We start from the raw sequence: 19,486 nt of genomic DNA on the forward strand, positions 1-19,486 counted from the left end.
ATCCGTAAGTCCTTGATTTTACAGCAGCGCGCTACTGTGCATGGGGTTGTTTTTCGAGTCTTGTTTTGACCGGCTGATTACGGCCGGTCCGGCAGCAGTTCGCCGAGCGAGCGGATGATGCGGTCGGGCCTGACCGTCGAGCCCTCGGGCAGGCCCTCGCCATGCACGTCCATCCAGATCGCATAGATGCCGAGGCGCTGCGGCGTCACCACTTCCCATTCCAGATTGTCGCCGATCATCCAGGTGTCCTCAGCGGTGACGCCGAGCGCCTGCATCGCGTGCAGATAGGCGCGCTCCTCGGGCTTGCCGAAGCCGTGCTCGCCTTCGATCTGGATGTGGTCGAAGCGATGCGCCAGCTCGAAGCGTTCGATCTTGGCGCGCTGCATGTTGGCGGCGCCGTTGGTGACCAGCGCGAGCTTGATGCCGAGCGCCTTGAACTGGTCGATCGCCTCGTGCGCGCCGGGAAAGACGAACATCTCCTCCTCACGGTAGGCGGTGAAGCGGTCGGCGAGGCGAATGGCGAGGTCGTCGGGCAGGGCGCGGTGGCCTGCGGCCGCGAGCGCGGCGAAGCCGCCCTTCACCGTCAGGTGCCGCGCCTCGGCGAGCTTCATCCGCCACGCGGCTTCCGCACTGGCCCAGAAGTTTCGCGCGAAGGCCAGCACCGCGGTTGCGACCATCGGCGGCGGCAGCGGGGCGAGCTCCGCGGCGAATTCGGCCGTGATCGTGTTCCAGGCGATCTCGGGCCGGCCATAGGCCGACAGGATGGTGTCGTCCATGTCGATCAGCATGGCGCGGGGCAGCGGCGGCAGCATGGCGTTCATGGCCACTTCACCTCCGGCGGCAGCGACGACAGGATGGAGTCCACGTTGCCGCCCGTCTTCAGCCCGAAGATGGTGCCGCGGTCGTAGAGCAGGTTGAACTCGACGTAGCGGCCGCGTCGGATCAATTGCTCCTCGCGGTCCGCAGGCGTCCAGGCGCTCGCGAAGTTGCGCCGTACGATCTCGGGATAGATCTTCAGGAAGGCGCGGCCGACGTCCTGGGTGAAGGCGAGGTCGGCGTCCCAGTCGCCGCTGTCGTGCCAGTCGTAGAAGATGCCGCCAATGCCGCGCGCCTCTTTCCGGTGCGGCAGGTAGAAATACTCGTCGCACCATTTCTTGTACTTGTCGTAGTCGGCAACGCCGCTCGGCTGCGCGCAGGCCTGCTTCATCGCGGCATGGAAGGCAATGCTGTCGGGATCGTCCTGCGTCCGCCTTCGCTCCAGCACCGGCGTCAGGTCGGCGCCGCCGCCGAACCAGGCTTTCGTGGTGACTACGAAGCGCGTGTTCATGTGCACGGCAGGGACATTCGGATTGCGCATGTGCGCGATCAGCGAGATGCCGGAGGCCCAGAATTTTGGATCCTCCGCCGCGCCCGGGATCTGGGCCCGGAATTCGGGTGCGAACTCGCCGTGCACCGTCGAACAGTGCACGCCGACCTTCTCGAACAGCCGGCCATGCATCATCGACATCACGCCGCCGCCGCCGGCCGCGCCGGAATGGTCGGTGCGCTGCCAAAGCGTGCGCTTGAAGCGGCCGACCTCGCCCGGATAGAGGCTTTGCGGCGCGTCGTCCTCGAGCCGCTCGAAGCTCGCGCAGATGTCGTCGCGCAAGCGCTCGAACCAGTCGCGGGCGCGGGCCTTGCGGTGTTCGATCGTCGTGACGTCCATCTGCATTCGCGGGTCGCGTCCTATCTGATGCCGAGCGATTTGTGGGTCTGCACGCTGAGCCGCCATTGCGGATGGTGCAGGCAATAATCGATCGCGCGCGCGGTGTTCTCGATGACCTCAGGCCCGTCCATCGGCTGCAGCGAGAAGCGCTCGAAGGCGAGATCCTCAAATGCTTCGGGCATCGCCAAAGCCTGGGGATAGACCAGCTTCAGCTCGTGGCCCTGGCGCAGGACCAGCTCGCTGCCGCCCTTGGGGCTGACGCAGATCCAGTCGAGCCCATCAGGAGCTGCGATCGTGCCGTTGGTCTCGACGCCGATCTCGAAGCCTCTTTCGTGCAGCGCCTCGATCAGCGCGGCGTCGACCTGGAGCAGCGGCTCCCCGCCGGTCAGCACGACGTAGCGGTTGGCGGCAGCCGCCGTCCATTGCGCGGCGATGGTATCGGCGAGTTCCGCAGCCGAGCCATAGCGCCCGCCGAGCGTGCCGTCGGTGCCGACGAAATCCGTGTCGCAGAACTTGCAGGTCGCATCCGCGCGGTCGGCCTCCCGCCCGCTCCAGAGGTTGCAGCCGGCAAAGCGGCAGAACACCGACGCGCGCCCGGCATGGGCGCCTTCGCCTTGCAGGGTCAGGAAGATCTCCTTGACCGCGTAACTCAAGCCTCTCTCCTCAACCTGTCAAATCTTGCGGGTTCCGGGTCTGCCGCAGCGCCTCGCCGGCGGCCATGGCTACGCTCATGGCCACATTGAGCGACCGCAGCCCCGCCTTGATCGGGATCACCAGACGCGCATCGGCCGCCTCGACCACTGCGTCGGTGACGCCGGCGCTCTCGCGCCCGAATAGCAGGATGTCCGAGCTCTGGTAATGAAAATCGAGGTAGTCGGTGGCGGCCTTGGTGGTGAACAGCAGCAGCCGGTGGCCCTGGCTTGCCCGCCAGTCCTCGAATGTCGCCCAGGAGACGTGGCGGGCCAGCCTGACATGGTCGAGGTAGTCCATTCCCGCCCGGCGGAACAGGCGGTCCGAGATGGGGAAGCCCGCCGGTTCGATGATATGGGCATCGAGCCCCAGGCAGGCGCAGAGGCGAAGAATCGTGCCGGTGTTCTGGGGGATGTCGGGCTGGAAAAGTGCGATCTGCATGGGCGGCGGCGAGTTGGCTTGCGGGCGCAAAATGTCTCAATAAAACATCGCCCGCCCGGGAATTCGTGCATTGCACGCTCTCACGCCGTTAGCGGGCTTGCGCTCGCCCGGCAAGGGTGCCAATAGAACGATTCTGGACTGCTGTTTCACCCGTTTAGAGGTGAACAAGCCAAGTTCTGCCGCCGCGGGGGGCCGCGGGTGCCGGCAGCCTTTCCGGGGACCTCTTGGGCGCCCCTCGGAGCGGTTCCACCGGTAGCGCAAGAAGAAAGGGTTGGAATCGTGACGACAGCGTCTTCGGCGGACCATTCGACACGCCGTGATTTCTTATTCGTTGCAACAGGGGCATTTGCAGCAGTAGGGGGCGCGGCTGCGCTCTGGCCCTTCATCTCCCAAATGAATCCGGATGCCTCGACCATCGCCGCCGGTGCGCCGATCGAGGTCGATCTCAGCCCGATCGCGGAAGGCCAGGACATCAAGGTGTTCTGGCGCGGCAAGCCGATCTACATCAGTCACCGCACCAAGAAGCAGATCGACGAGGCGCGCGCCGTCAACGTGGCGAGCCTGCCGGATCCGCAGACCGACGAGGCCCGGGTCAAGTCGGGCCACGAGCAGTGGCTGGTCGTGATCGGCATCTGCACCCATCTCGGCTGTATCCCGATCGCTCATGAAGGCAGCTACGACGGGTTCTTCTGCCCCTGCCATGGTTCGGTCTACGATACGTCCGGCCGCATCCGCCAGGGCCCAGCGCCCACGAACCTGGCCGTGCCGCCGTACCAGTTCGTTTCCGACACCAAAATCCAGATCGGCTGAGCTTCGGACTCAAGTCCGAAGCTTCGCGCCGTCTCGTCGTACTATTTCCTCAGGATCGCATCATGAGCGGACCATCCGACTACCAGCCGAGCAATCCGGCCCTGCAATGGATCGAGCGGCGCCTGCCGATTTTTGGTCTCATCCATTCCTCCTTCGTCGCCTATCCCACCCCGCGCAACCTGAACTATTGGTGGACCTTCGGCGCCATTCTTTCCTTCATGCTCGGAATGCAGATCCTGACCGGCGTGATCCTGGCGATGCACTACACGCCGAACGCCGATCTCGCCTTCAAGTCGGTCGAGCTGATCGTCCGTGACGTGAACTACGGCTGGCTGCTGCGCAACATGCACGCGGTCGGCGCCTCGATGTTCTTCGTCGCCGTCTACGTCCACATGTTCCGCGGTCTGTACTACGGGTCGTACAAGGAGCCGCGTGAGGTGCTGTGGATCCTCGGCGTCATCATCTACCTCCTGATGATGGCGACCGGCTTCATGGGCTACGTGCTGCCCTGGGGCCAGATGAGCTTCTGGGGCGCCACCGTCATCACCAATTTGTTCTCGGCCGTTCCCTATGTCGGCGAGAGCATCGTGACGCTGCTCTGGGGCGGCTATGCAGTCGGCAACCCGACGCTGAACCGCTTCTTCTCGCTGCACTATCTCTTGCCGTTCGTGATTGCAGGCGTCGTCGTGCTCCACGTCTGGGCGCTGCACGTCGCTGGCCAGAACAACCCTGATGGCGTCGAGCCGAAGACGGAAAAGGACACGGTGCCGTTCACGCCGCATGCGACCATCAAGGACATGTTCGGCGTCGCCTGCTTCCTGCTGCTGTACGCTTGGTTCATCTTCTACATGCCGAACTATCTCGGCGACGCCGACAACTACATTCCCGCGAACCCGGGCGTGACGCCGCCGCACATCGTGCCGGAATGGTATTACCTGCCGTTCTACGCGATCCTGCGCTCGATTCCCGACAAGCTCGCGGGCGTCATCGCGATGTTCGGGGCGATCATCATCCTGTGCTTCCTGCCCTGGCTCGACACCGCCAAGACCAAGTCCTCGAAGTACCGTCCGCTCGCCAAGCAGTTCTTCTGGATCTTCGTCGCGGTCTGCATCCTGCTCGGCTATCTCGGCGCACAGCCGCCGGAAGGCATCTACGTCATCGCCGGCCGCATCCTGACGTTCTGCTACTTCGCCTACTTCCTGATCGTGCTGCCGCTGCTCGCGCGCATCGAGAAGCCGCGGCCGGTACCGAACTCGATCTCGGATGCCGTGCTGGCCAAGACCGGCAGCCGGTCGACGCCGATGGTCTCGACCGCGATCGTGCTGGCGCTCGCCGGCTCGCTGTTCGCGGGCTCGATCGACAGCGCGAAAGCAGCCGAAGGCAGCGATAAGCCGCCAGGCAACACATGGTCGTTCTCGGGCCCTTTCGGTAAGTTCGATCGCGGCGCGCTGCAGCGCGGCCTCAAGGTCTACAAGGAGGTCTGCGCCAGTTGCCACGGCCTGTCCTTCGTCGCCTTCCGTAACCTCGCCGAGCCCGGCGGGCCCGGCTATTCGGTGGCGCAAGCCGCGGCGTTTGCATCCGAGTACAAGGTCAAGGACGGCCCGAACGATGCGGGGGACATGTTCGAGCGTCCGGGCCGGCCGGCGGACTATTTCCCGTCGCCGTTCGCGAACGAGCAGGCCGCGCGTGCCGCGAACGGCGGTGCGGCCCCGCCGGACCTGTCCCTGATCACCAAGGCGCGCTCCTACAAGCGCGGCTTCCCCTGGTTCATCTTCGACGTCTTCACCCAGTACCAGGAGCAGGGGCCTGACTACGTCGCCGCATTGCTCCAGGGCTATGAGGACAAGGTGCCGGAGGGCGTCACCCTCCCGGAGGGCTCGTACTTCAACAGGTACTTCCCGGGCCACGCCATCAAGATGCCGAAGCCGATCAGCGACGGCCAGGTGACCTATGACGACGGCTCGCCGACTACCGTCGCGCAGTACTCCAAGGACGTCACCACCTTCCTGATGTGGACCGCCGAGCCGCACATGGAAGCGCGCAAGCGCCTCGGCTTCCAGGTCTTCGTGTTCCTGATCGTCTTCGCGGGCCTGATGTACTTCACCAAGAAGAAGGTCTGGGCCGACTCGCACTGAGCGGCGAAAGACGAGAAATGCAAAAGCCCCCGTACGGGGGCTTTTTTGTTGGTCCCGTGTCCCGGACGCGCGAAGCGCGCGAGCCGGGACACTGGATGCGTGGGGCTGGGCCCCGGATCAGCAATGCATCGCCGCAAACGATTTGCGCATCGCCAGGGGCGCGCTGCATTTCATCCGGGCACGAGAGTGTGTTGCTCGGCACGATTGCCTATCGCCCTCCCACCCGCCAAAATGCCGCCAACCGATCCCCCAGAAACTCACCGGAGGACACCATGGGAACCAGCATCACCTTCAAGCGCCCGGACGGTAAGGACGCCTCGGGCTATCTCGCCAATGCCGGGCGCGGCAATGCGCCGGGCGTCGTCGTGATCCAGGAATGGTGGGGCCTGTCCGATCAGATCAAGGGCCTGTGCGACCGCTTCGCGCTGGCCGGCTTCGACGCGCTGGCGCCCGATCTCTACAAGGGCAAGGTGGTGCCGTATCACGACACGGACAGCGCCAACAAGGAGATGAACTCGCTCGACTTCATGGACGCCACCACGCAGACCGTGCGCGGCGCCACGCAATATCTGTCGCGCAACGGTGCCAAGGTCGGGCTGACCGGCTTCTGCCTCGGCGGCGCCGTGACCATCATCGGCGCGACCAAGATCCCGGAGCTCGCGGCGGGCGTCGTGTTCTACGGCATCCCGCCCGAGCAGGCCGCCAAGCCTGCCGACGTCAAGATCCCGCTGCAGGCCCATTTCGCCAACAAGGACGATTGGTGCACGCCGGAGCTGGTCAACGGCTTCGAAAAGGCCATGAAGGCCGCCGGAAAGTCGCTGGAGCTGTTCCGCTATGACGCCGAGCACGCCTTCGTCAACGAGCAGCGCCAGGCCGTGCACGACCGCGAAGCCGCCGAGCTCGCCTGGGGCCGAGCGACGGAGTTTTTCAGGAAGCATCTGGGGTAGGAGCGTGAAGGACAAATCTGAAGCCGATGCGCAGTCGAAGCGTGAGGCCTTCAAGGTCCCGGAGGACCATCGCGCTGCCGTTCTTGAGGGGCTCCGCGAGGCCGATCGAGCCGAGTACGCGACCGATGCTGACATGGCCGCGCTTTGGAAGCGGTGCGGCCTCTAGTCCGTAGCCCGGATGGAGCGAAGCGGAATCCGGGGACTTTCCGATTGTGGACGAACCCCGGATTGCGCTGCGCTCCATCCGGGCTACCGCCTTGCCGCACCCTTGACGCCGCCCCCGTGCCATGGTGAGTATCCGCCCATGAGCACCGCCGTCCGCCCAGCCCGTCTTTGGTGGCGCACCTCCTAAAGAGGTGACCGGTGCGATTTCATTTCTCAAAATCGTCTGAGGTCGCCACGCAGTGGGGCGGCCTGATCGTTTGTCCTGTGTGGCGTTTCCTCGACAAGTTTCGTAAGAGGACGACATGAACAGGACAGTCTTTGCCCTCCCGGCTCGAAGCGACTACGTGACCCGCGCGGGGCTTGCGATCACGCGTGTGGCCGAGCAGTTCACCGGCGGCGCCAACCGGCTCGACGACCTGATCAACCTGCTCGACCGCCGCCGCGGCGTGGTGCTGTCCTCGGGCACGACCGTGCCCGGCCGCTACGAGAGCTTCGATCTCGGCTTCTCCGACCCGCCGCTCAAGCTCGAGACAGTTGGCGTCAATTTCAAGCTGGAAGCGCTGAACGCGCGCGGAGAGGTGCTGATCGCCTTCCTCGGCGATGTCCTGCGCGAACCCTGTGTCGTCATCTCCGAGAGAACGTCGAGCCGCCTTGCCGGCCACATCATCCGCGGCGATGCCCCGGTCGAGGAGGACCAGCGCACGCGGCGTGCCAGCGTGATGTCGCTGGTGCGCGATCTCGTCGCTGCCTTCTCCGCCAGTGACGACGGCCTGCTCGGCCTGTTCGGCGCCTTCGCCTACGACCTCGTGTTCCAGATCGAGGACCTCGTGCAGAAGCGCCCGCGCGAGGCCGACCAGCGCGATATCGTGCTCTATATTCCCGATCGCCTACTCGCCTACGACCGTGCCACCGGCCGCGGCGTGGTACTCTCTTACGATTTCGCCTGGAAGGGCAAGTCGACCGAAGGCCTGCCGCGCGAGACCGCCGACAGCCCCTATCTGAAGACGCCGCGCCAGGGCTTTGCCGATCACGCGCCGGGCGAATATCAGGCCACGGTCGAGACAGCGCGCGCCGCCTTTGCCCGTGGCGATCTGTTCGAGGCCGTGCCGGGCCAGCTGTTCGCCGAGCCCTGCGACCGCTCGCCGGCCGAAGTGTTCCAGCGCCTCTGCGTCATCAACCCGTCGCCCTATGGTGCGCTGATGAATCTCGGCGAGGGCGAGTTTCTGGTCTCGGCTTCGCCCGAAATGTTCGTGCGTTCGGACGGCCGCCGCGTCGAGACCTGCCCGATCTCGGGCACGATCGCGCGCGGCCTTGATGCGATCGGCGATGCCGAGCAGATCCGCCAGCTGCTGAACTCGGAGAAGGACGAGTTCGAGCTCAACATGTGCACCGACGTCGACCGCAACGACAAGGCGCGCGTCTGCGTACCCGGCACCATCAAGGTCCTGGCGCGCCGCCAGATCGAGACTTACTCAAAGCTGTTCCACACCGTTGATCACGTCGAGGGCATGTTGCGCCCCGGCTTCGATGCGCTCGATGCCTTCCTCACCCACGCCTGGGCTGTCACCGTCACCGGCGCGCCAAAGCTGTGGGCGATGCAGTTCGTCGAGGACCACGAGCGCTCGCCGCGGCGCTGGTATGCCGGCGCGATCGGCGCGGTGAATTTCGACGGCAGCATTAACACCGGCCTCACCATCCGCACCATCCGCATGAAGGATGGCCTCGCCGAAGTGCGCGTCGGCGCCACCTGCCTGTTCGATTCAGACCCCGCCGCAGAAGACCGCGAATGCCAGGTCAAGGCCGCCGCCCTGTTCCAGGCGCTGCGCGGCGATCCGCCGAAGCCGCTCTCGACCTTTGCGCCTGATGCCACGGGCTCGGGCAAGCAGGTGCTGCTGATCGACCATGACGACAGCTTCGTGCACATGCTCGCCGATTATTTCCGTCAGGTCGGCGCCAGCGTCACCGTGGTCCGCTATGTGCATGCGCTCGACATGCTCAAGCAGAAGAGGTGGGACTTGCTGGTGCTGTCGCCCGGCCCCGGGCGCCCTGAGGATTTCGGGATCAAGACGACGATCGATGCGGCGCTGGAGAAGAAGCTGCCGGTGTTCGGCGTCTGCCTCGGCGTGCAGGCGATCGGCGAATATTTCGGCGGCGAGCTCGGCCAGCTCACCCATCCCGCCCACGGCCGGCCCTCGCGGGTGCAGGTGCGCGGCGGACGGCTGATGCGCAATTTGCCGAACGAGATCGTCATCGGCCGCTATCACTCGCTCTATGTCGAGCGCGACAGCATGCCGGAGGTGCTCAGCGTCACCGCCAGCACCGAGGACGGCGTCGCCATGGCGCTGGAGCACAAGACCCTGCCGGTCGCCGGCGTGCAATTCCATCCGGAATCGCTGATGTCGCTCGGCGGCGAGGTGGGGCTACGTATTGTCGAAAACGCGTTCCGGCTGGATGCGCCGGTCAATTGAGAGGCACGAATGACTTTTGACCACGACATCAAGGCGAGCGTCCGCACCATCCCGGATTATCCCAAGCCCGGCATCATGTTCCGCGACATCACCACCTTGCTCGCGGATGCGCGCGCGTTCCGCCGAGCCGTGGACGAGCTCGTCAACCCCTGGGCCGGCAACAAGATCGACAAGGTCGCCGGCATGGAGGCGCGCGGCTTCATCATCGGCGGCGCGGTGGCGCATCAGCTCTCGGCGGGCTTCGTGCCGATCCGCAAGAAGGGCAAGCTGCCGCATACCACGGTGCGCATCGCCTATTCGCTCGAATACGGCATCGACGAGATGGAGATGCATGTCGACGCGGTCGCACCCGGCGAGCGCGTGATCCTGGTCGACGACCTCATCGCCACCGGCGGCACCGCGGAAGGCGCGGTCAAGCTGCTGCGCCAGATCGGCGCCAACGTGATTGCCGCTTGCTTCATCGTCGACCTGCCCGAGCTCGGCGGCGCCGCCAAGCTGCGCGCCATGGACGTGCCCGTGCGCACGCTGATGTCGTTCGAGGGGCACTGAGCGTCAACGAGGCAGAACAAGCTTCGGGGGCGGTGTGTGGGCCAAGGACGCGGTTCACCTCTCCCATAGGGAGAGGTCGGATCGCATCGATGAGGCGATCCGGGTGAGGGGTTCTGGTCTCACTGAACGCTGCGGCCCCTCACCCGGATTGCTCTGGACGATGCTTCGCATCGCCAAGCGCAATCCGACCTCTCCCCGCTGGGGAGAGGTGAACACCGAGCTCCCGATCGGATGCTTCACGACCGCTGCAGGATCAGGCTGAGCTCCAGCTCCCGGAACGCGATGTAATTCCGCCGCGTCCATTGGTGCAGCTCGGTCGAGGAGTCCTTCTCCTGGCGCAGGTAGCCAGTGAAGGAGAAGTTCAGTCGGTCGATATAGGTCTTGAGGAAACCGGGCAGCGCGGGAAGGCGGAACAGCCGGCCGCCTCCCATTGCCGGCGGCAGCTCGCCGCGGACGACATATTCGTTGTCCACCGTGACCAGGTTCATCCGCGGGATCCGCCCACGGAGCATCTCGTGGGCGCGGGCCGAGACGCGGTCGGTGTCGGCGACGAACAGGATCATCGGCGCAACGTGGCGCCGCGCCGCCTCCTTCAGCAGGCCGATCTCGTCGGTCATCTTGAAGAACTCGTCGAAGGCGTGGAAGCCGAGGTCGATCACCTTGGCAAGTCCGTCATCGACGATGACGCGGTCCATCAGCTGCATCTTGCCGAAGGTGTCGATCACGTCGGCGGTCTCGGTCACCTTCGGTAGGTAATCGAGCAGCGACGGCTCCTTCAGGTTGACGTCGAAGGCCGCGACGTTGCCGTTCTTGAGCAGCAGGAATTCGCTCAAAAGCCGCGCCAGCAAGGTCTTGCCGACCTGCGGGCGGGGCGAGCAGATGATGTAGACGGGTGTCGCGGGCATCGCCAGCTATATCAGGCCAACTCACCGCCCAATCCAGCCGTATCAGCCCGGCTTGCGCAACTATTTTTCGCTGTTGCGGCTGGCGGATTTCGACCCGACGATGTCAGTCAGGCGGATGCGGTCGTATTCGCTCCAGACATTGGCCAACCAGTGCCGGACATAACCGCGCAGCACGAAGGAATAGTTCGCGGCCTCGTCGCTGATGCCCTTGTTGGCCACGAATTTCAGGAACGGGACCGAGGAGACCTCGACCTGCTCATAGGCCATCTCGTTGAGCTTGGGGATGGTCAGCTCGGTCGCGTCCTTGATGCGGTGGAAGTAGGAATTATAGGTCGCCTGGTCCCACTGGAAGAACTGGGTGTCGTTGATGAAGTTCTTCACCAGGAAATATTTCGCGCCCCCCATGAAGCCTGCGGTCTCCGCGATCTCCTCCAGCGAGGCGATCGAGGGTCCGAGGATGTGGAACACGGCGAAGGTGATCTGGCCGGCCTTGGCGGCGTCGAGGAAGCCGATGTCGCGCAGCGAGGCCAGCGCCGGCGAAAGCAGGCCGGCGCGGACGTCGATCACGGTGACCGAAGGGCTGACAGCGTTGAGCGTGTCGAAGATCTTCATCTGATCGGCCGTCGTCGTCATGTCGACGATCTCGGTGATGTCGGGGTGGAAGCGCTTCAGGGTTCCGCGCGGCGACTCCGTGTCGAACGCCCGCGTCGGCACGTTGTTGGCCGAGAAATAATCGAGCAGGGTGCGCGATACCGTGGTCTTGCCGACCCCGCCCTTGTCCGCGCCCACCACAACCACTGCCGGCTTTGCCATTGCTGTCCCCTAACGCGCGCCCCCGATCGCGAGGTCGCAATCGGCCGGGCCCCAAATCGATGTCCCGAAAGACGTCCCGAGTCTGCTGTTGGGCGCGAACATGGCAGAAACAAGGGAGAATTCAATTCCTCGCGCTCCACTTACGGCAATTCCCGAGGATTTTCCCGATTGCCGGGAAACCCGGCGCATGAAGCGGCAAATCACGCCGTCAGTGACGGCCCCACGGTCCCATCGGATTGGCTGCCGGGGCTCCAGAGGGACTGGGCGCGGGAACGGGCGGCGGGCTGGCGGGACCGGCCGCATCGCTCCACGGCCCCTGCGAGAGCGGCGGCGGCCCGTCCTGTGCGCCGGCATGTTCGGTCTCGAGTTGTTCCGTCTCTTCGGCGGGGTCCGGCAGCGGTCCCGGATCGCGCCCGCCGGCGAACTTGACCAGCGCGTCGACCCGGGACTGCACGGAAGGGTGGGTCGCGAACAGGTCGGCAAAGCCCTCGCGCGGATTGTCGACGCAGAGCTCCATCACCGCCGAGGTCGCGCCCGGCAGCTCGCCGCGGCCCTCGATCTTGCGCAGCGCCGAGATCATCGCGTCGGGGTCTTTCGTCAGCTCGACCGAACCGGCGTCGGCGAGATATTCGCGCGACCGCGACAGTGCGAGCTTCACCACCTGCGACAGCAGCCAGGCCAGCACGATCAGCACGATGGCGATGATGATGACGATGATCGCGCCGCCGCCGGAGCTCTTGCTGTCGCTCGACGACGAGGACGACCGCGACGACGAGGACGAGCCCGAGGACGAGGAGCCGCCGGAGCTCCAGTTCAGATTCGTGAACAGGCGGAAGAACAATTCGCCGAAGAAGCCGACCACGCCGGCGATGATGACGGCGACCACCATGAGCTGCACATCGCCGTTCTTGATGTGGGTCAGCTCGTGGCCGAGCACCGCCTCGATCTCCTTGTCGTTGAGCGCATCGAGGAGACCCGTGGTGACCGTGATGGAATATTGCCGCGGATTGAGACCGGTCGCGAAGGCGTTCAGCGCCGGGCTCTCCATGATCTTCAGCTTCGGCATGGTGAGGCCGCGCGAGATGCAGAGGTTCTCGAGCAGATTGTAGAGCCGCGGCTGTTCCTGCCGGGTGACGCTGTGGCCGCCGGTCACGGCATCGATCATCGACTGGTGAAAGAAATAGGCGATCACGATCCAGACCGCCGCCACGACCGTTGCAATGGGCGCGGCCTTGAGTAGGTCCGAGAAGGCGTGTCTCAGATAGTACGCGGCGGTCTCACTGTCGTCGATGAACACTTCGGCCACCAGCGCGCCGGCATAGACCAGCACATAGACCAGCGCGAACAGGCCGGCGAGCAGCAGCATCGAACGAAGCTTGTTCGAGGCGATGTGCGTGTAGAGACCATACGCGGCCATGACGCGATGCCCTGCCGGCCTATCGGCTCAAATCAGAACTTCACCTGCGGCACGGTCTCGACCTCGGTGCGGCTGGCGCCGAGATCGAAGAAGTCCTTTTTGGTGAAGCCGAACATGCCGGCGAACAAGGCGGCGGGCAGCTGCTGGATGCCGGTATTGTATTCCTGCACCGCGTTGTTGAAGAAGCGACGACTCGCCGCGATCTTATTTTCGAGGTCGGAGAGCTCGGACGCGAGCTGCTGGAAATTGGCGTTGGCCTTGAGGTCGGGATAGGCCTCCGACAGCGCGATCAGCCGGCCGAGCGCGCCGGAGAGCTGGTTCTCGGCCGCGGACACCTGCGCCGGGCCCTGTGCCGACATCGCCGAATTGCGCGCCTTGATGACGTCGTCGAGCGTGCCGCGCTCGTGCGAGGCGTAGCCCTTCACCGTCTCGACCAGGTTCGGGATCAGGTCGTGACGCTGCTTGAGCTGCACGTCGATGTCGGCAAAGGCCTGGCCGACACGCTGGCTCAGCGCCACCAGGCGGTTGTAGGCGCTGAAAGCGATCAGCGCGAGGACGACGATGACGCCGAGAACGATCCAGCCGGTCGACATGGAGAACTCCTGAAGAGGGAAGAAGGCGGGCGCTAGGGTAGACGAAATCAACGCAGGATGAGAGCCCGGCGCGGAGGGAAGGTAAGACTTGGTCGGATCAGGAACGGCCCGAGTTCAAGGCAGGCACGGCCAGCGAAATTAACTTTCGGACATGACGGCATCGCCCCAGCGCCAGCGCCGGGCCTCGGCATAGGCCGCCTTCTCCCGCCGCGGGACTTTTGCCGGCGCAACCCCAGCCTCCGTGCAAAGCTTGGCCGCGATCTCGGCCTTGCCGACGTCCGGCGGTGCCAGTACGCGCGCGGCGCGGCTCGCGGGCGGGGTGCGGGTCAGGGCGACGTAGATGAAGCGCTCGTCCTCGAACGGGACCTCGGCGCCCTTGATCTGCCGGTGCGCCTGCGACCGGGGCAGGCGCTGGCTGAAATGGCACCAGTCGGGCGCGATGAGCGGGCACGGCCTTTCGTGCGGGCAGGGCGCGGTGACGAAAGCGCCAGCTGCGATCAGCTGCTGGCGCAGGGCGAGGATGCGGGCATAGCCGGCGGGCGTGCCGGGCTCGATCACCACCAGCGCGTGGCGCGCCCTGGCCCACATCGCCTCGGTCAGCTTGCGCTGATCGGCCTCGCTGAGCTCGCCGATGATGTAGCTGGCGATGACGAGATCGGCCTGTGAGACCTCAGTGAGGTTGCCGCCGGCATCGCCGGGCAGATAACGGCACTCCGCCAATCGCGAGCTGCCGTGTGCCAGTTCGAGCGCGAGCCGGCTCAGCGTGGCGTTGGCATCGAGCAGGGTAAAATCCTGTAGCGACGGAAAGGCTTCCGCGGCGGCCCAGCTGGCGGTGCCCGGACCGGCGCCGACGTCGAGCAATGTTTCGGGGGCGAGATCAGGCGCGATCTCGGTGAGCGCGTTGAGGCTCGCCGCCACCGCCGCGTAGGTCGCGGGCATGCGCGCCAGCGCATACGCGAGCGCATCTGCGTCCGACTTGATCGTGCCGGAGGTGCCGCCGGCGCGATACGTAGTCGAGATCCTCTGCGAGCGCCGGGCCGCGTCGCTGCGAGAGAAGCCCTGCAGCTTGCCGTCGAGGGCGGCTTTCAGTTCGGCGGGAAGGGTGGGGGAGATCATCAGCAACCCCACGTCATTCCGGGGCTCGCGAAGCGAGAACCCGGAATCCATTTATCTGCAGCGTCGGTCGTACCATGGATTCCGGGTTCGATGCTGCGCATCGCCCCGGAATGACGGTCCAAGATCACGCCACGTTCTGGTCGAGAATGTCCACGGCCTCGGCGAGGCTCACCGACACCAGCTGCGACACGCCGCGCTCGGCCATGGTGACGCCGAACAGGCGGTTCATCCGCGCCATCGTGATCGGATTGTGCGTGATGATGATGAAGCGCGTGTCGGTCGAGCCGGTCATTTCGTGCAAGAGGTTGCAGTACCGTTCGACGTTGTGGTCGTCGAGCGGCGCGTCGACTTCGTCCAGCACGCAGATCGGCGACGGGTTGGTGAGGAACACCGCGAAGATCAGTGCCATCGCGGTCAGCGCCTGCTCGCCGCCCGAGAGCAGCGACAGCGTCTGCGGCTTCTTGCCCGGCGGCTTGGCGATGATTTCGAGGCCGGCTTCCAAGGGGTCGTCGCTCTCGATCAGGTGCAGCGCGGCTTCGCCGCCGCCGAACAGCTCGACGAACAGGCGCTTGAAGTGGTCGTTGACGACGTCGAACGAGGTCAGCAGCCGCTCGCGAGCTTCCTTGTTGAGGCTCTGGATGCCCTGGCGCAGCCGCTTGATGGCCTCGACCAGGTCGTCGCGCTCGGTGACGAGGCCGGTGTGCTGGGTCTCGACCTCGCGCAGCTCTTCCTCGGCGCGCAGATTGACGGCGCCGAGGCGCTCGCGGTCGCGGCGCATCTTCTCGAGGTCTTCCTCGATCTCGTGCAGCGGCGGCAGTTCGGCGCCGGGCTCGAGCTCGGCAAGGCCGGCGACGGCCTGCGGCTCGACCTCGAGCATGTCGCGGATCTCGCGCTCGATGTCCTCGAGCCGGCGGCGGGCGCCTTCCATGCGCTCCTCGGCGCGGGCGGTGGCCTCGCGGGCGCTGGAGAGCGCCTCGAGCGTCAGCTTGGCGACGCGGTCGGTCTCGGCCATTGCGGTTTCCGCGGTGGCAAGTGCGTCGGCGGCCATGCGGCGGTCGTTCTCGGCGTATTCGATCTCGGTGATCAGCGCGCTGCGCTTCTCGGCGAACACGGCCGGGGCGTTTTCGAGCTCGCTGCGCTCGATGGTGAGCTCGGCGATGCGGGCCTGGATGGTGTCGATGTGGGAGGCCGCGCTCTCCTTGCGGTTCTGCCACTCGGTGCGCTCGGCGAGGATCGCCTGCACGCGGCGATCGGCGAGCTCGGCCTCACGTGCCAGCGCCTGCGCCTCGGCGCGGACCTGGGCGGCCATGCGGCGGCGGCCTTCGATGTCGCTGCGGACGGCGGCGAGCTGGGTCTCGGTGTCTTCGCTCGACGGCAGCTCGCCGATGCCGGCCTGGGCGTATTCGTAGGCGGCCTCGGCTTCGGCGCGATCGGCGGCGAGCCGGCTGTGCGCTTCCGACAGCGTCGCCTTGCGCGCGGCATGGCGGCTGATCTCGCGCTCGGCATTGGCGTGGCGCTCGCGCGCGACGTTCAGCTCGCGCTGGGCGCCGCGCCAGGCTTCGCGGCTGGCGCCTTCGGTGCTCGCCGCCATCTGCAGCTCGGACTCGGCGTTCTCCAGCGCCTGGCGCTTGATCTGCGCGTCGATGCGGGCCTGCTCCAGCTCGTTCTCGATGTCGACGAGGCGGGCACGTTCGGCGAGGCGCCGGGCGGCGCCAGTCGGGGCATGTGCTGCGGCGACAAAACCGTCCCAGCGCCAGACGTCGCCCTCGGGCGAGACCAGCCGCTGGCCGGTCTTGAGCTGCGAGACCAGCTCGGCGCCGCGCTCGCGTGGCACCACGCCGATCTGCGCGAGGCGGCGCGCCAGCTCGGCCGGCGCCTGCACATGGTTGGAGAGCGGAACGGCGCCTTCGGGCAGCTCCGGATCGCCCTCGGTGTGTCCGACATTGGTCCAGCGCATCGGCGCCGACGGATCGATCGGGGCGTCGAGATCGTCGCCGAGCGCGGCGCCGATCGCCTTTTCAAAGCCCTTGTCGACCGTGATGCCGTCGATGATCGGCGGCCACAAATTCTTGGTCTCGCCGTTGACGATCTTGGAGATCGTGCGCGCCTCGGTCTCGAGCCGCTGCACGCGCTTGTCGGCCTCGACCAGCGGCGAGCGTGAGGATTCCAGCGTCTGGCGTGCCGCGACATGCGCAGCTTCGCTGGCCTGCGCCGCAGCTTCGGAGGCCGCCAGCGTCTCTTCCGCCGTCTCGACCAGCGCGGTCAGCTCGTCGAGATCGCCGAAGCCGCCGGTTGCTTCGGTGAGCTTCTGCTCTTCCGCCGTGACGTTCGCGATCTCCTGATCGAGCCGGGCGAGCTTGTCGCGATGGGTGCGGACGTTGGCCTCGAGCTGGTTGCGCTTGGCGGTGAGGTCGGCGAGTGCGGTGGTGAGCTCGGCGAAGCGCTGCTCGGTTTCGGTCAGCACCGCCTCGGCCTCGGCAACGCGCTCGTCGACGCCGGAGCGCTTCTCGACGCGCGACTTGATCTCTTCCTTCAGCTCGGCATCTTCGGTGTCGAGCCGCTGCAGCGCGACGTCGGCGTCCATGGTTTGTTGCTGAGCGCGGGAAATGTCGCCCTCGAACTGGGCGAGGCGGCGCTCGAGCTCGGCGACGCGCTCCTTGGCGCGCTCTTCCTCACGGTCGAGCTGCTCGCGGGCATTGGTCAGGCGCTGCAGGCCGGCGGCGGCGCGCGCTTCGGCATCACGCAGCGCCGGCATCTCGGCGGCGCGGATCGCCTGGATGCGGGCGGCTTCGGCCTGGTGCTGGGTGCGCTCGGCCATCTCGCGCACGGCGAGATCGTGGGTCTGGCCGGATTCGTTGACGTCGGCATGGGCACCGACCCAGCGCAGGTGGAACAGCGTGGCTTCGGCCTTGCGGACCTTGGCGGCGACCTCGCGATAGCGCACGGCCTGGCGGGCCTGCTTCTTCAGGCCTTCCATCTGGCCGGAGAGCTGGCCGATCACATCCTCGACGCGGGTGAGATTGGTTTCAGCCGCCTTCAGCCGCAGCTCGGCCTCGTGTCGGCGGGCATGCAGGCCGGCGACGCCCGCGGCATCTTCCAGCACGCGGCGGCGCTGCTCGGGCTTGGCCTGGATGATCTCGCCGATCTTGCCCTGGTGGACGAGGGCGGGCGAACGCGCGCCGGTGGCGGCGTCCGCGAACAGGATCTGCACGTCGCGGGCGCGCACGTCGCGGCCGTTGATGCGATAGACCGAGCCCGCCTCGCGCTCGATGCGGCGGGAGATTTCGAGAATCTGGCTGTCGTTCATCGCGGCCGGCGCGGTGCGATCGGCATTGTCGATCGTCATCGTCACTTCAGCGTGGTTGCGCGCGGGACGGTTGCCGGAGCCGGCGAAGATCACCGCGTCCATGTCGGCGGCGCGCAGCGACTTGTAGGAGGTCTCGCCCATCGCCCAGCGCAGCGCCTCGACGAGATTGGACTTGCCGCAGCCGTTGGGGCCGACAACGCCGGTCAGGCCGGGCTCGATGACGAAGTCCGTGGGCTCAACGAAGGACTTGAAACCGTGAAGGCGCAGGCGGGTGATTTTCATAAGCACGCATCTCTGTTGGCAGGCGCGAATCCCCCTGCCGGGACAATACCATGGAAGGCAATGTCGCTGTCTGGGTGAGTCGCGCGAGGCGCCTCATGCGGCTGGACAATGGCCGCGGTGCGCCGCGAGGGCAACCGGCGAAAGCCGCTTTTCCCAAGGGATTTATGCCGGGAAAGATACGGCTTTCGAGATGCGAATCAGGATCTTGACGCGCGAATCAGCTCTTCAGCAGCGGGTTGATCTTCTTGGCGAACTCCTCGAACGAGGTGTCGCCCTTGATCTTCTCGCCGTTGATGAAGAAGGTCGGCGTCGAATCCACCTTGAGCACGTCGCTGGCATATTTCTGGTCGGCGGCAATCTTGTCGAGCAGCGCCTGGTCCTTCAGGCAGGCCTCGACCTGCTGCTGGGTGAGGCCGGCCTGCTTGCCGATCCGCGTCAGGGTCTCGGTGGTGTTCTTCATCACCCAGTCATTCTGCTGGCGGAACAGCATGTCGGTGACCGCGAAGTATTTCGGCGCATCGTCCTTGGCGATGCAGCGCGACAGCATCGAGCCGGCGGCGGCTTTGATGTCGAGCGGGAACTCGCGGAAGATGTAACGCACCTTGCCGGTGTCGATGTATTCCGTCTTGATCTTCGGGAACACCTGCTCGTTGAAGGCGGCGCAGTGCGGGCATGTCATCGAGGCGTATTCGGTGATGGTGACGGCGGCATCCTTCGGGCCGAGCGCCATGTCGGGCAGCGACACCGGCTTGGCGACATCGGCGGCCGACTGCGCCATTGCTTCAGGGATCATGGCGTCCGAGATGAACCGCAGCGGCGAGAGCCCGGCGAACGCGGCAAGCCCGGTCAGCGACAGCATCGTGGTGAAGGCGCGGCGGGTGATGATCAAGGTCGGCTCCCGGGATTGGCAAGGTTCGCCCGAAGGACGGGTCAAGGTTTCCTGCTCGGACGGCCTGTCGCTAGCTTGAAACGTCGTTTGAGGCAATGGCGGGCGCTACGGACAGGTCCAGTTTGGCCGCGGAATGAGGCTCAATTTCGCTTGATGGCGGCCCCGAGGCGCGCCAGCGCGGTCTTCAGTTCTTCATCTTCGATCTCGGTCAGGTTCTCCGCCACCTTGGCGACGGCCTTGGGGTCGGGTGGGCC

At 65.9% G+C, this 19,486-nt stretch carries 17 protein-coding genes and 1 pseudogene; 6 read left to right on the forward strand and 12 right to left on the reverse strand.

Going from position 1 to position 19,486, the window contains the following annotated elements:
• Window positions 1-77 precede the first annotated feature (77 nt).
• From I6F31_RS34640 to I6F31_RS34655, 4 genes are read right to left on the reverse strand one after another with little or no spacing between them, the layout of a single operon-like run.
• Complete coding sequence (locus tag I6F31_RS34640) at window positions 78-812, reverse strand: HAD family hydrolase (RefSeq protein ID WP_225186911.1); 735 nt, start codon at window positions 810-812, stop codon at window positions 78-80.
• A 5-nt stretch (window positions 813-817) separates the two neighbouring features.
• Window positions 818-1,705, reverse strand: a complete 888-nt coding sequence (hemF, locus tag I6F31_RS34645; protein ID WP_225186912.1) for an oxygen-dependent coproporphyrinogen oxidase — start codon at window positions 1,703-1,705, stop codon at window positions 818-820.
• A 20-nt stretch (window positions 1,706-1,725) separates the two neighbouring features.
• Window positions 1,726-2,358: a 7-carboxy-7-deazaguanine synthase gene (gene queE, locus I6F31_RS34650; RefSeq protein WP_225114466.1), complete on the reverse strand. Its 633-nt coding sequence runs from the start codon at window positions 2,356-2,358 to the stop codon at window positions 1,726-1,728.
• 10 nt (window positions 2,359-2,368) lie between these two features.
• Entirely contained in the window at window positions 2,369-2,836 is a 468-nt protein-coding gene (locus tag I6F31_RS34655) for a tRNA (cytidine(34)-2'-O)-methyltransferase (RefSeq protein ID WP_109144999.1), read from the reverse strand.
• Between the two features lie 279 nt (window positions 2,837-3,115).
• Between I6F31_RS34655 and petA the strand changes: the two genes are divergently transcribed.
• The 6 genes from petA (at window position 3,116) to I6F31_RS34685 (ending at window position 9,910) form a co-directional block, all read left to right on the forward strand.
• A complete protein-coding gene (gene petA, locus I6F31_RS34660; protein WP_225186903.1) occupies window positions 3,116-3,646 on the forward strand; it encodes a ubiquinol-cytochrome c reductase iron-sulfur subunit in 531 nt (176 codons plus the stop codon).
• A gap of 62 nt (window positions 3,647-3,708) precedes the next feature.
• Window positions 3,709-5,781, forward strand: coding sequence for a cytochrome b/c1 (gene fbcH / locus I6F31_RS34665; RefSeq protein ID WP_225186904.1), 2,073 nt, complete (start codon window positions 3,709-3,711; stop codon window positions 5,779-5,781).
• A 272-nt stretch (window positions 5,782-6,053) separates the two neighbouring features.
• Window positions 6,054-6,728 (forward strand): dienelactone hydrolase family protein, encoded by a 675-nt coding sequence (locus I6F31_RS34670; protein WP_057026276.1) that lies wholly within the window; start codon window positions 6,054-6,056, stop codon window positions 6,726-6,728.
• A 4-nt stretch (window positions 6,729-6,732) separates the two neighbouring features.
• Window positions 6,733-6,894, forward strand: a complete 162-nt coding sequence (locus tag I6F31_RS34675) for a hypothetical protein (protein ID WP_157784007.1) — start codon at window positions 6,733-6,735, stop codon at window positions 6,892-6,894.
• Between the two features lie 301 nt (window positions 6,895-7,195).
• Window positions 7,196-9,361: an anthranilate synthase component I gene (locus tag I6F31_RS34680; RefSeq protein ID WP_225186905.1), complete on the forward strand. Its 2,166-nt coding sequence runs from the start codon at window positions 7,196-7,198 to the stop codon at window positions 9,359-9,361.
• A gap of 9 nt (window positions 9,362-9,370) precedes the next feature.
• Window positions 9,371-9,910 carry an adenine phosphoribosyltransferase gene (locus tag I6F31_RS34685; protein ID WP_036006280.1) on the forward strand — a complete coding sequence of 180 codons (540 nt, stop codon included), beginning with the start codon at window positions 9,371-9,373 and terminating at the stop codon, window positions 9,908-9,910.
• 236 nt (window positions 9,911-10,146) lie between these two features.
• Here the strand turns inward: I6F31_RS34685 and I6F31_RS34690 are convergent, their stop codons facing one another.
• The 8 genes and pseudogenes from I6F31_RS34690 to I6F31_RS34725 form a co-directional block, all read right to left on the reverse strand.
• The gene (locus tag I6F31_RS34690) at window positions 10,147-10,815 is read right to left on the reverse strand and encodes a hypothetical protein (protein WP_036006282.1); all 669 of its coding nucleotides are present in this window, start codon (window positions 10,813-10,815) and stop codon (window positions 10,147-10,149) included.
• Window positions 10,816-10,875: 60 nt separating this feature from the next.
• Window positions 10,876-11,628 carry a hypothetical protein gene (locus tag I6F31_RS34695; RefSeq protein WP_036006284.1) on the reverse strand — a complete coding sequence of 251 codons (753 nt, stop codon included), beginning with the start codon at window positions 11,626-11,628 and terminating at the stop codon, window positions 10,876-10,878.
• A 208-nt stretch (window positions 11,629-11,836) separates the two neighbouring features.
• Window positions 11,837-13,045, reverse strand: coding sequence for a M48 family metallopeptidase (locus I6F31_RS34700; RefSeq protein WP_225186906.1), 1,209 nt, complete (start codon window positions 13,043-13,045; stop codon window positions 11,837-11,839).
• Window positions 13,046-13,077: 32 nt separating this feature from the next.
• Window positions 13,078-13,638, reverse strand: a complete 561-nt coding sequence (locus I6F31_RS34705) for a LemA family protein (RefSeq protein WP_036006288.1) — start codon at window positions 13,636-13,638, stop codon at window positions 13,078-13,080.
• Window positions 13,639-13,776: 138 nt separating this feature from the next.
• Complete coding sequence (locus tag I6F31_RS34710; protein WP_225186907.1) at window positions 13,777-14,754, reverse strand: small ribosomal subunit Rsm22 family protein; 978 nt, start codon at window positions 14,752-14,754, stop codon at window positions 13,777-13,779.
• A 124-nt stretch (window positions 14,755-14,878) separates the two neighbouring features.
• The gene (gene smc / locus I6F31_RS34715) at window positions 14,879-18,343 is read right to left on the reverse strand and encodes a chromosome segregation protein SMC (protein WP_225186908.1); all 3,465 of its coding nucleotides are present in this window, start codon (window positions 18,341-18,343) and stop codon (window positions 14,879-14,881) included.
• Window positions 18,344-18,560: 217 nt separating this feature from the next.
• On the reverse strand, window positions 18,561-19,232 hold the full coding sequence (locus I6F31_RS34720) for a DsbA family protein (RefSeq protein ID WP_036006292.1): 672 nt from the start codon (window positions 19,230-19,232) through the stop codon (window positions 18,561-18,563).
• Window positions 19,233-19,372: 140 nt separating this feature from the next.
• Window positions 19,373-19,486, reverse strand: a pseudogene (locus I6F31_RS34725) (DUF721 domain-containing protein); the annotation flags it as partial.

This window comes from Bradyrhizobium sp. NBAIM01 (assembly GCF_020194115.1).
GTDB classification, from domain to species: Bacteria; Pseudomonadota; Alphaproteobacteria; order Rhizobiales; family Xanthobacteraceae; genus Bradyrhizobium; species Bradyrhizobium yuanmingense.

What these genes read in the sequence shown, in the direction of transcription:
- I6F31_RS34640 (WP_225186911.1), bottom strand. Translation starts at nt 812, where the DNA reads ATGCTGCCGCCGCTGCCCCGCGCCATGCTGATCGACATGGACGACACC.
- hemF (WP_225186912.1), bottom strand. Translation starts at nt 1,705, where the DNA reads ATGGACGTCACGACGATCGAACACCGCAAGGCCCGCGCCCGCGACTGG.
- I6F31_RS34655 (WP_109144999.1), bottom strand. Translation starts at nt 2,836, where the DNA reads ATGCAGATCGCACTTTTCCAGCCCGACATCCCCCAGAACACCGGCACG.
- fbcH (WP_225186904.1), top strand. Translation starts at nt 3,709, where the DNA reads ATGAGCGGACCATCCGACTACCAGCCGAGCAATCCGGCCCTGCAATGG.
- I6F31_RS34670 (WP_057026276.1), top strand. Translation starts at nt 6,054, where the DNA reads ATGGGAACCAGCATCACCTTCAAGCGCCCGGACGGTAAGGACGCCTCG.
- I6F31_RS34680 (WP_225186905.1), top strand. Translation starts at nt 7,196, where the DNA reads ATGAACAGGACAGTCTTTGCCCTCCCGGCTCGAAGCGACTACGTGACC.
- I6F31_RS34685 (WP_036006280.1), top strand. Translation starts at nt 9,371, where the DNA reads ATGACTTTTGACCACGACATCAAGGCGAGCGTCCGCACCATCCCGGAT.
- I6F31_RS34690 (WP_036006282.1), bottom strand. Translation starts at nt 10,815, where the DNA reads ATGCCCGCGACACCCGTCTACATCATCTGCTCGCCCCGCCCGCAGGTC.
- I6F31_RS34695 (WP_036006284.1), bottom strand. Translation starts at nt 11,628, where the DNA reads ATGGCAAAGCCGGCAGTGGTTGTGGTGGGCGCGGACAAGGGCGGGGTC.
- I6F31_RS34700 (WP_225186906.1), bottom strand. Translation starts at nt 13,045, where the DNA reads ATGGCCGCGTATGGTCTCTACACGCACATCGCCTCGAACAAGCTTCGT.
- I6F31_RS34705 (WP_036006288.1), bottom strand. Translation starts at nt 13,638, where the DNA reads ATGTCGACCGGCTGGATCGTTCTCGGCGTCATCGTCGTCCTCGCGCTG.
- I6F31_RS34710 (WP_225186907.1), bottom strand. Translation starts at nt 14,754, where the DNA reads ATGATCTCCCCCACCCTTCCCGCCGAACTGAAAGCCGCCCTCGACGGC.
- smc (WP_225186908.1), bottom strand. Translation starts at nt 18,343, where the DNA reads ATGAAAATCACCCGCCTGCGCCTTCACGGTTTCAAGTCCTTCGTTGAG.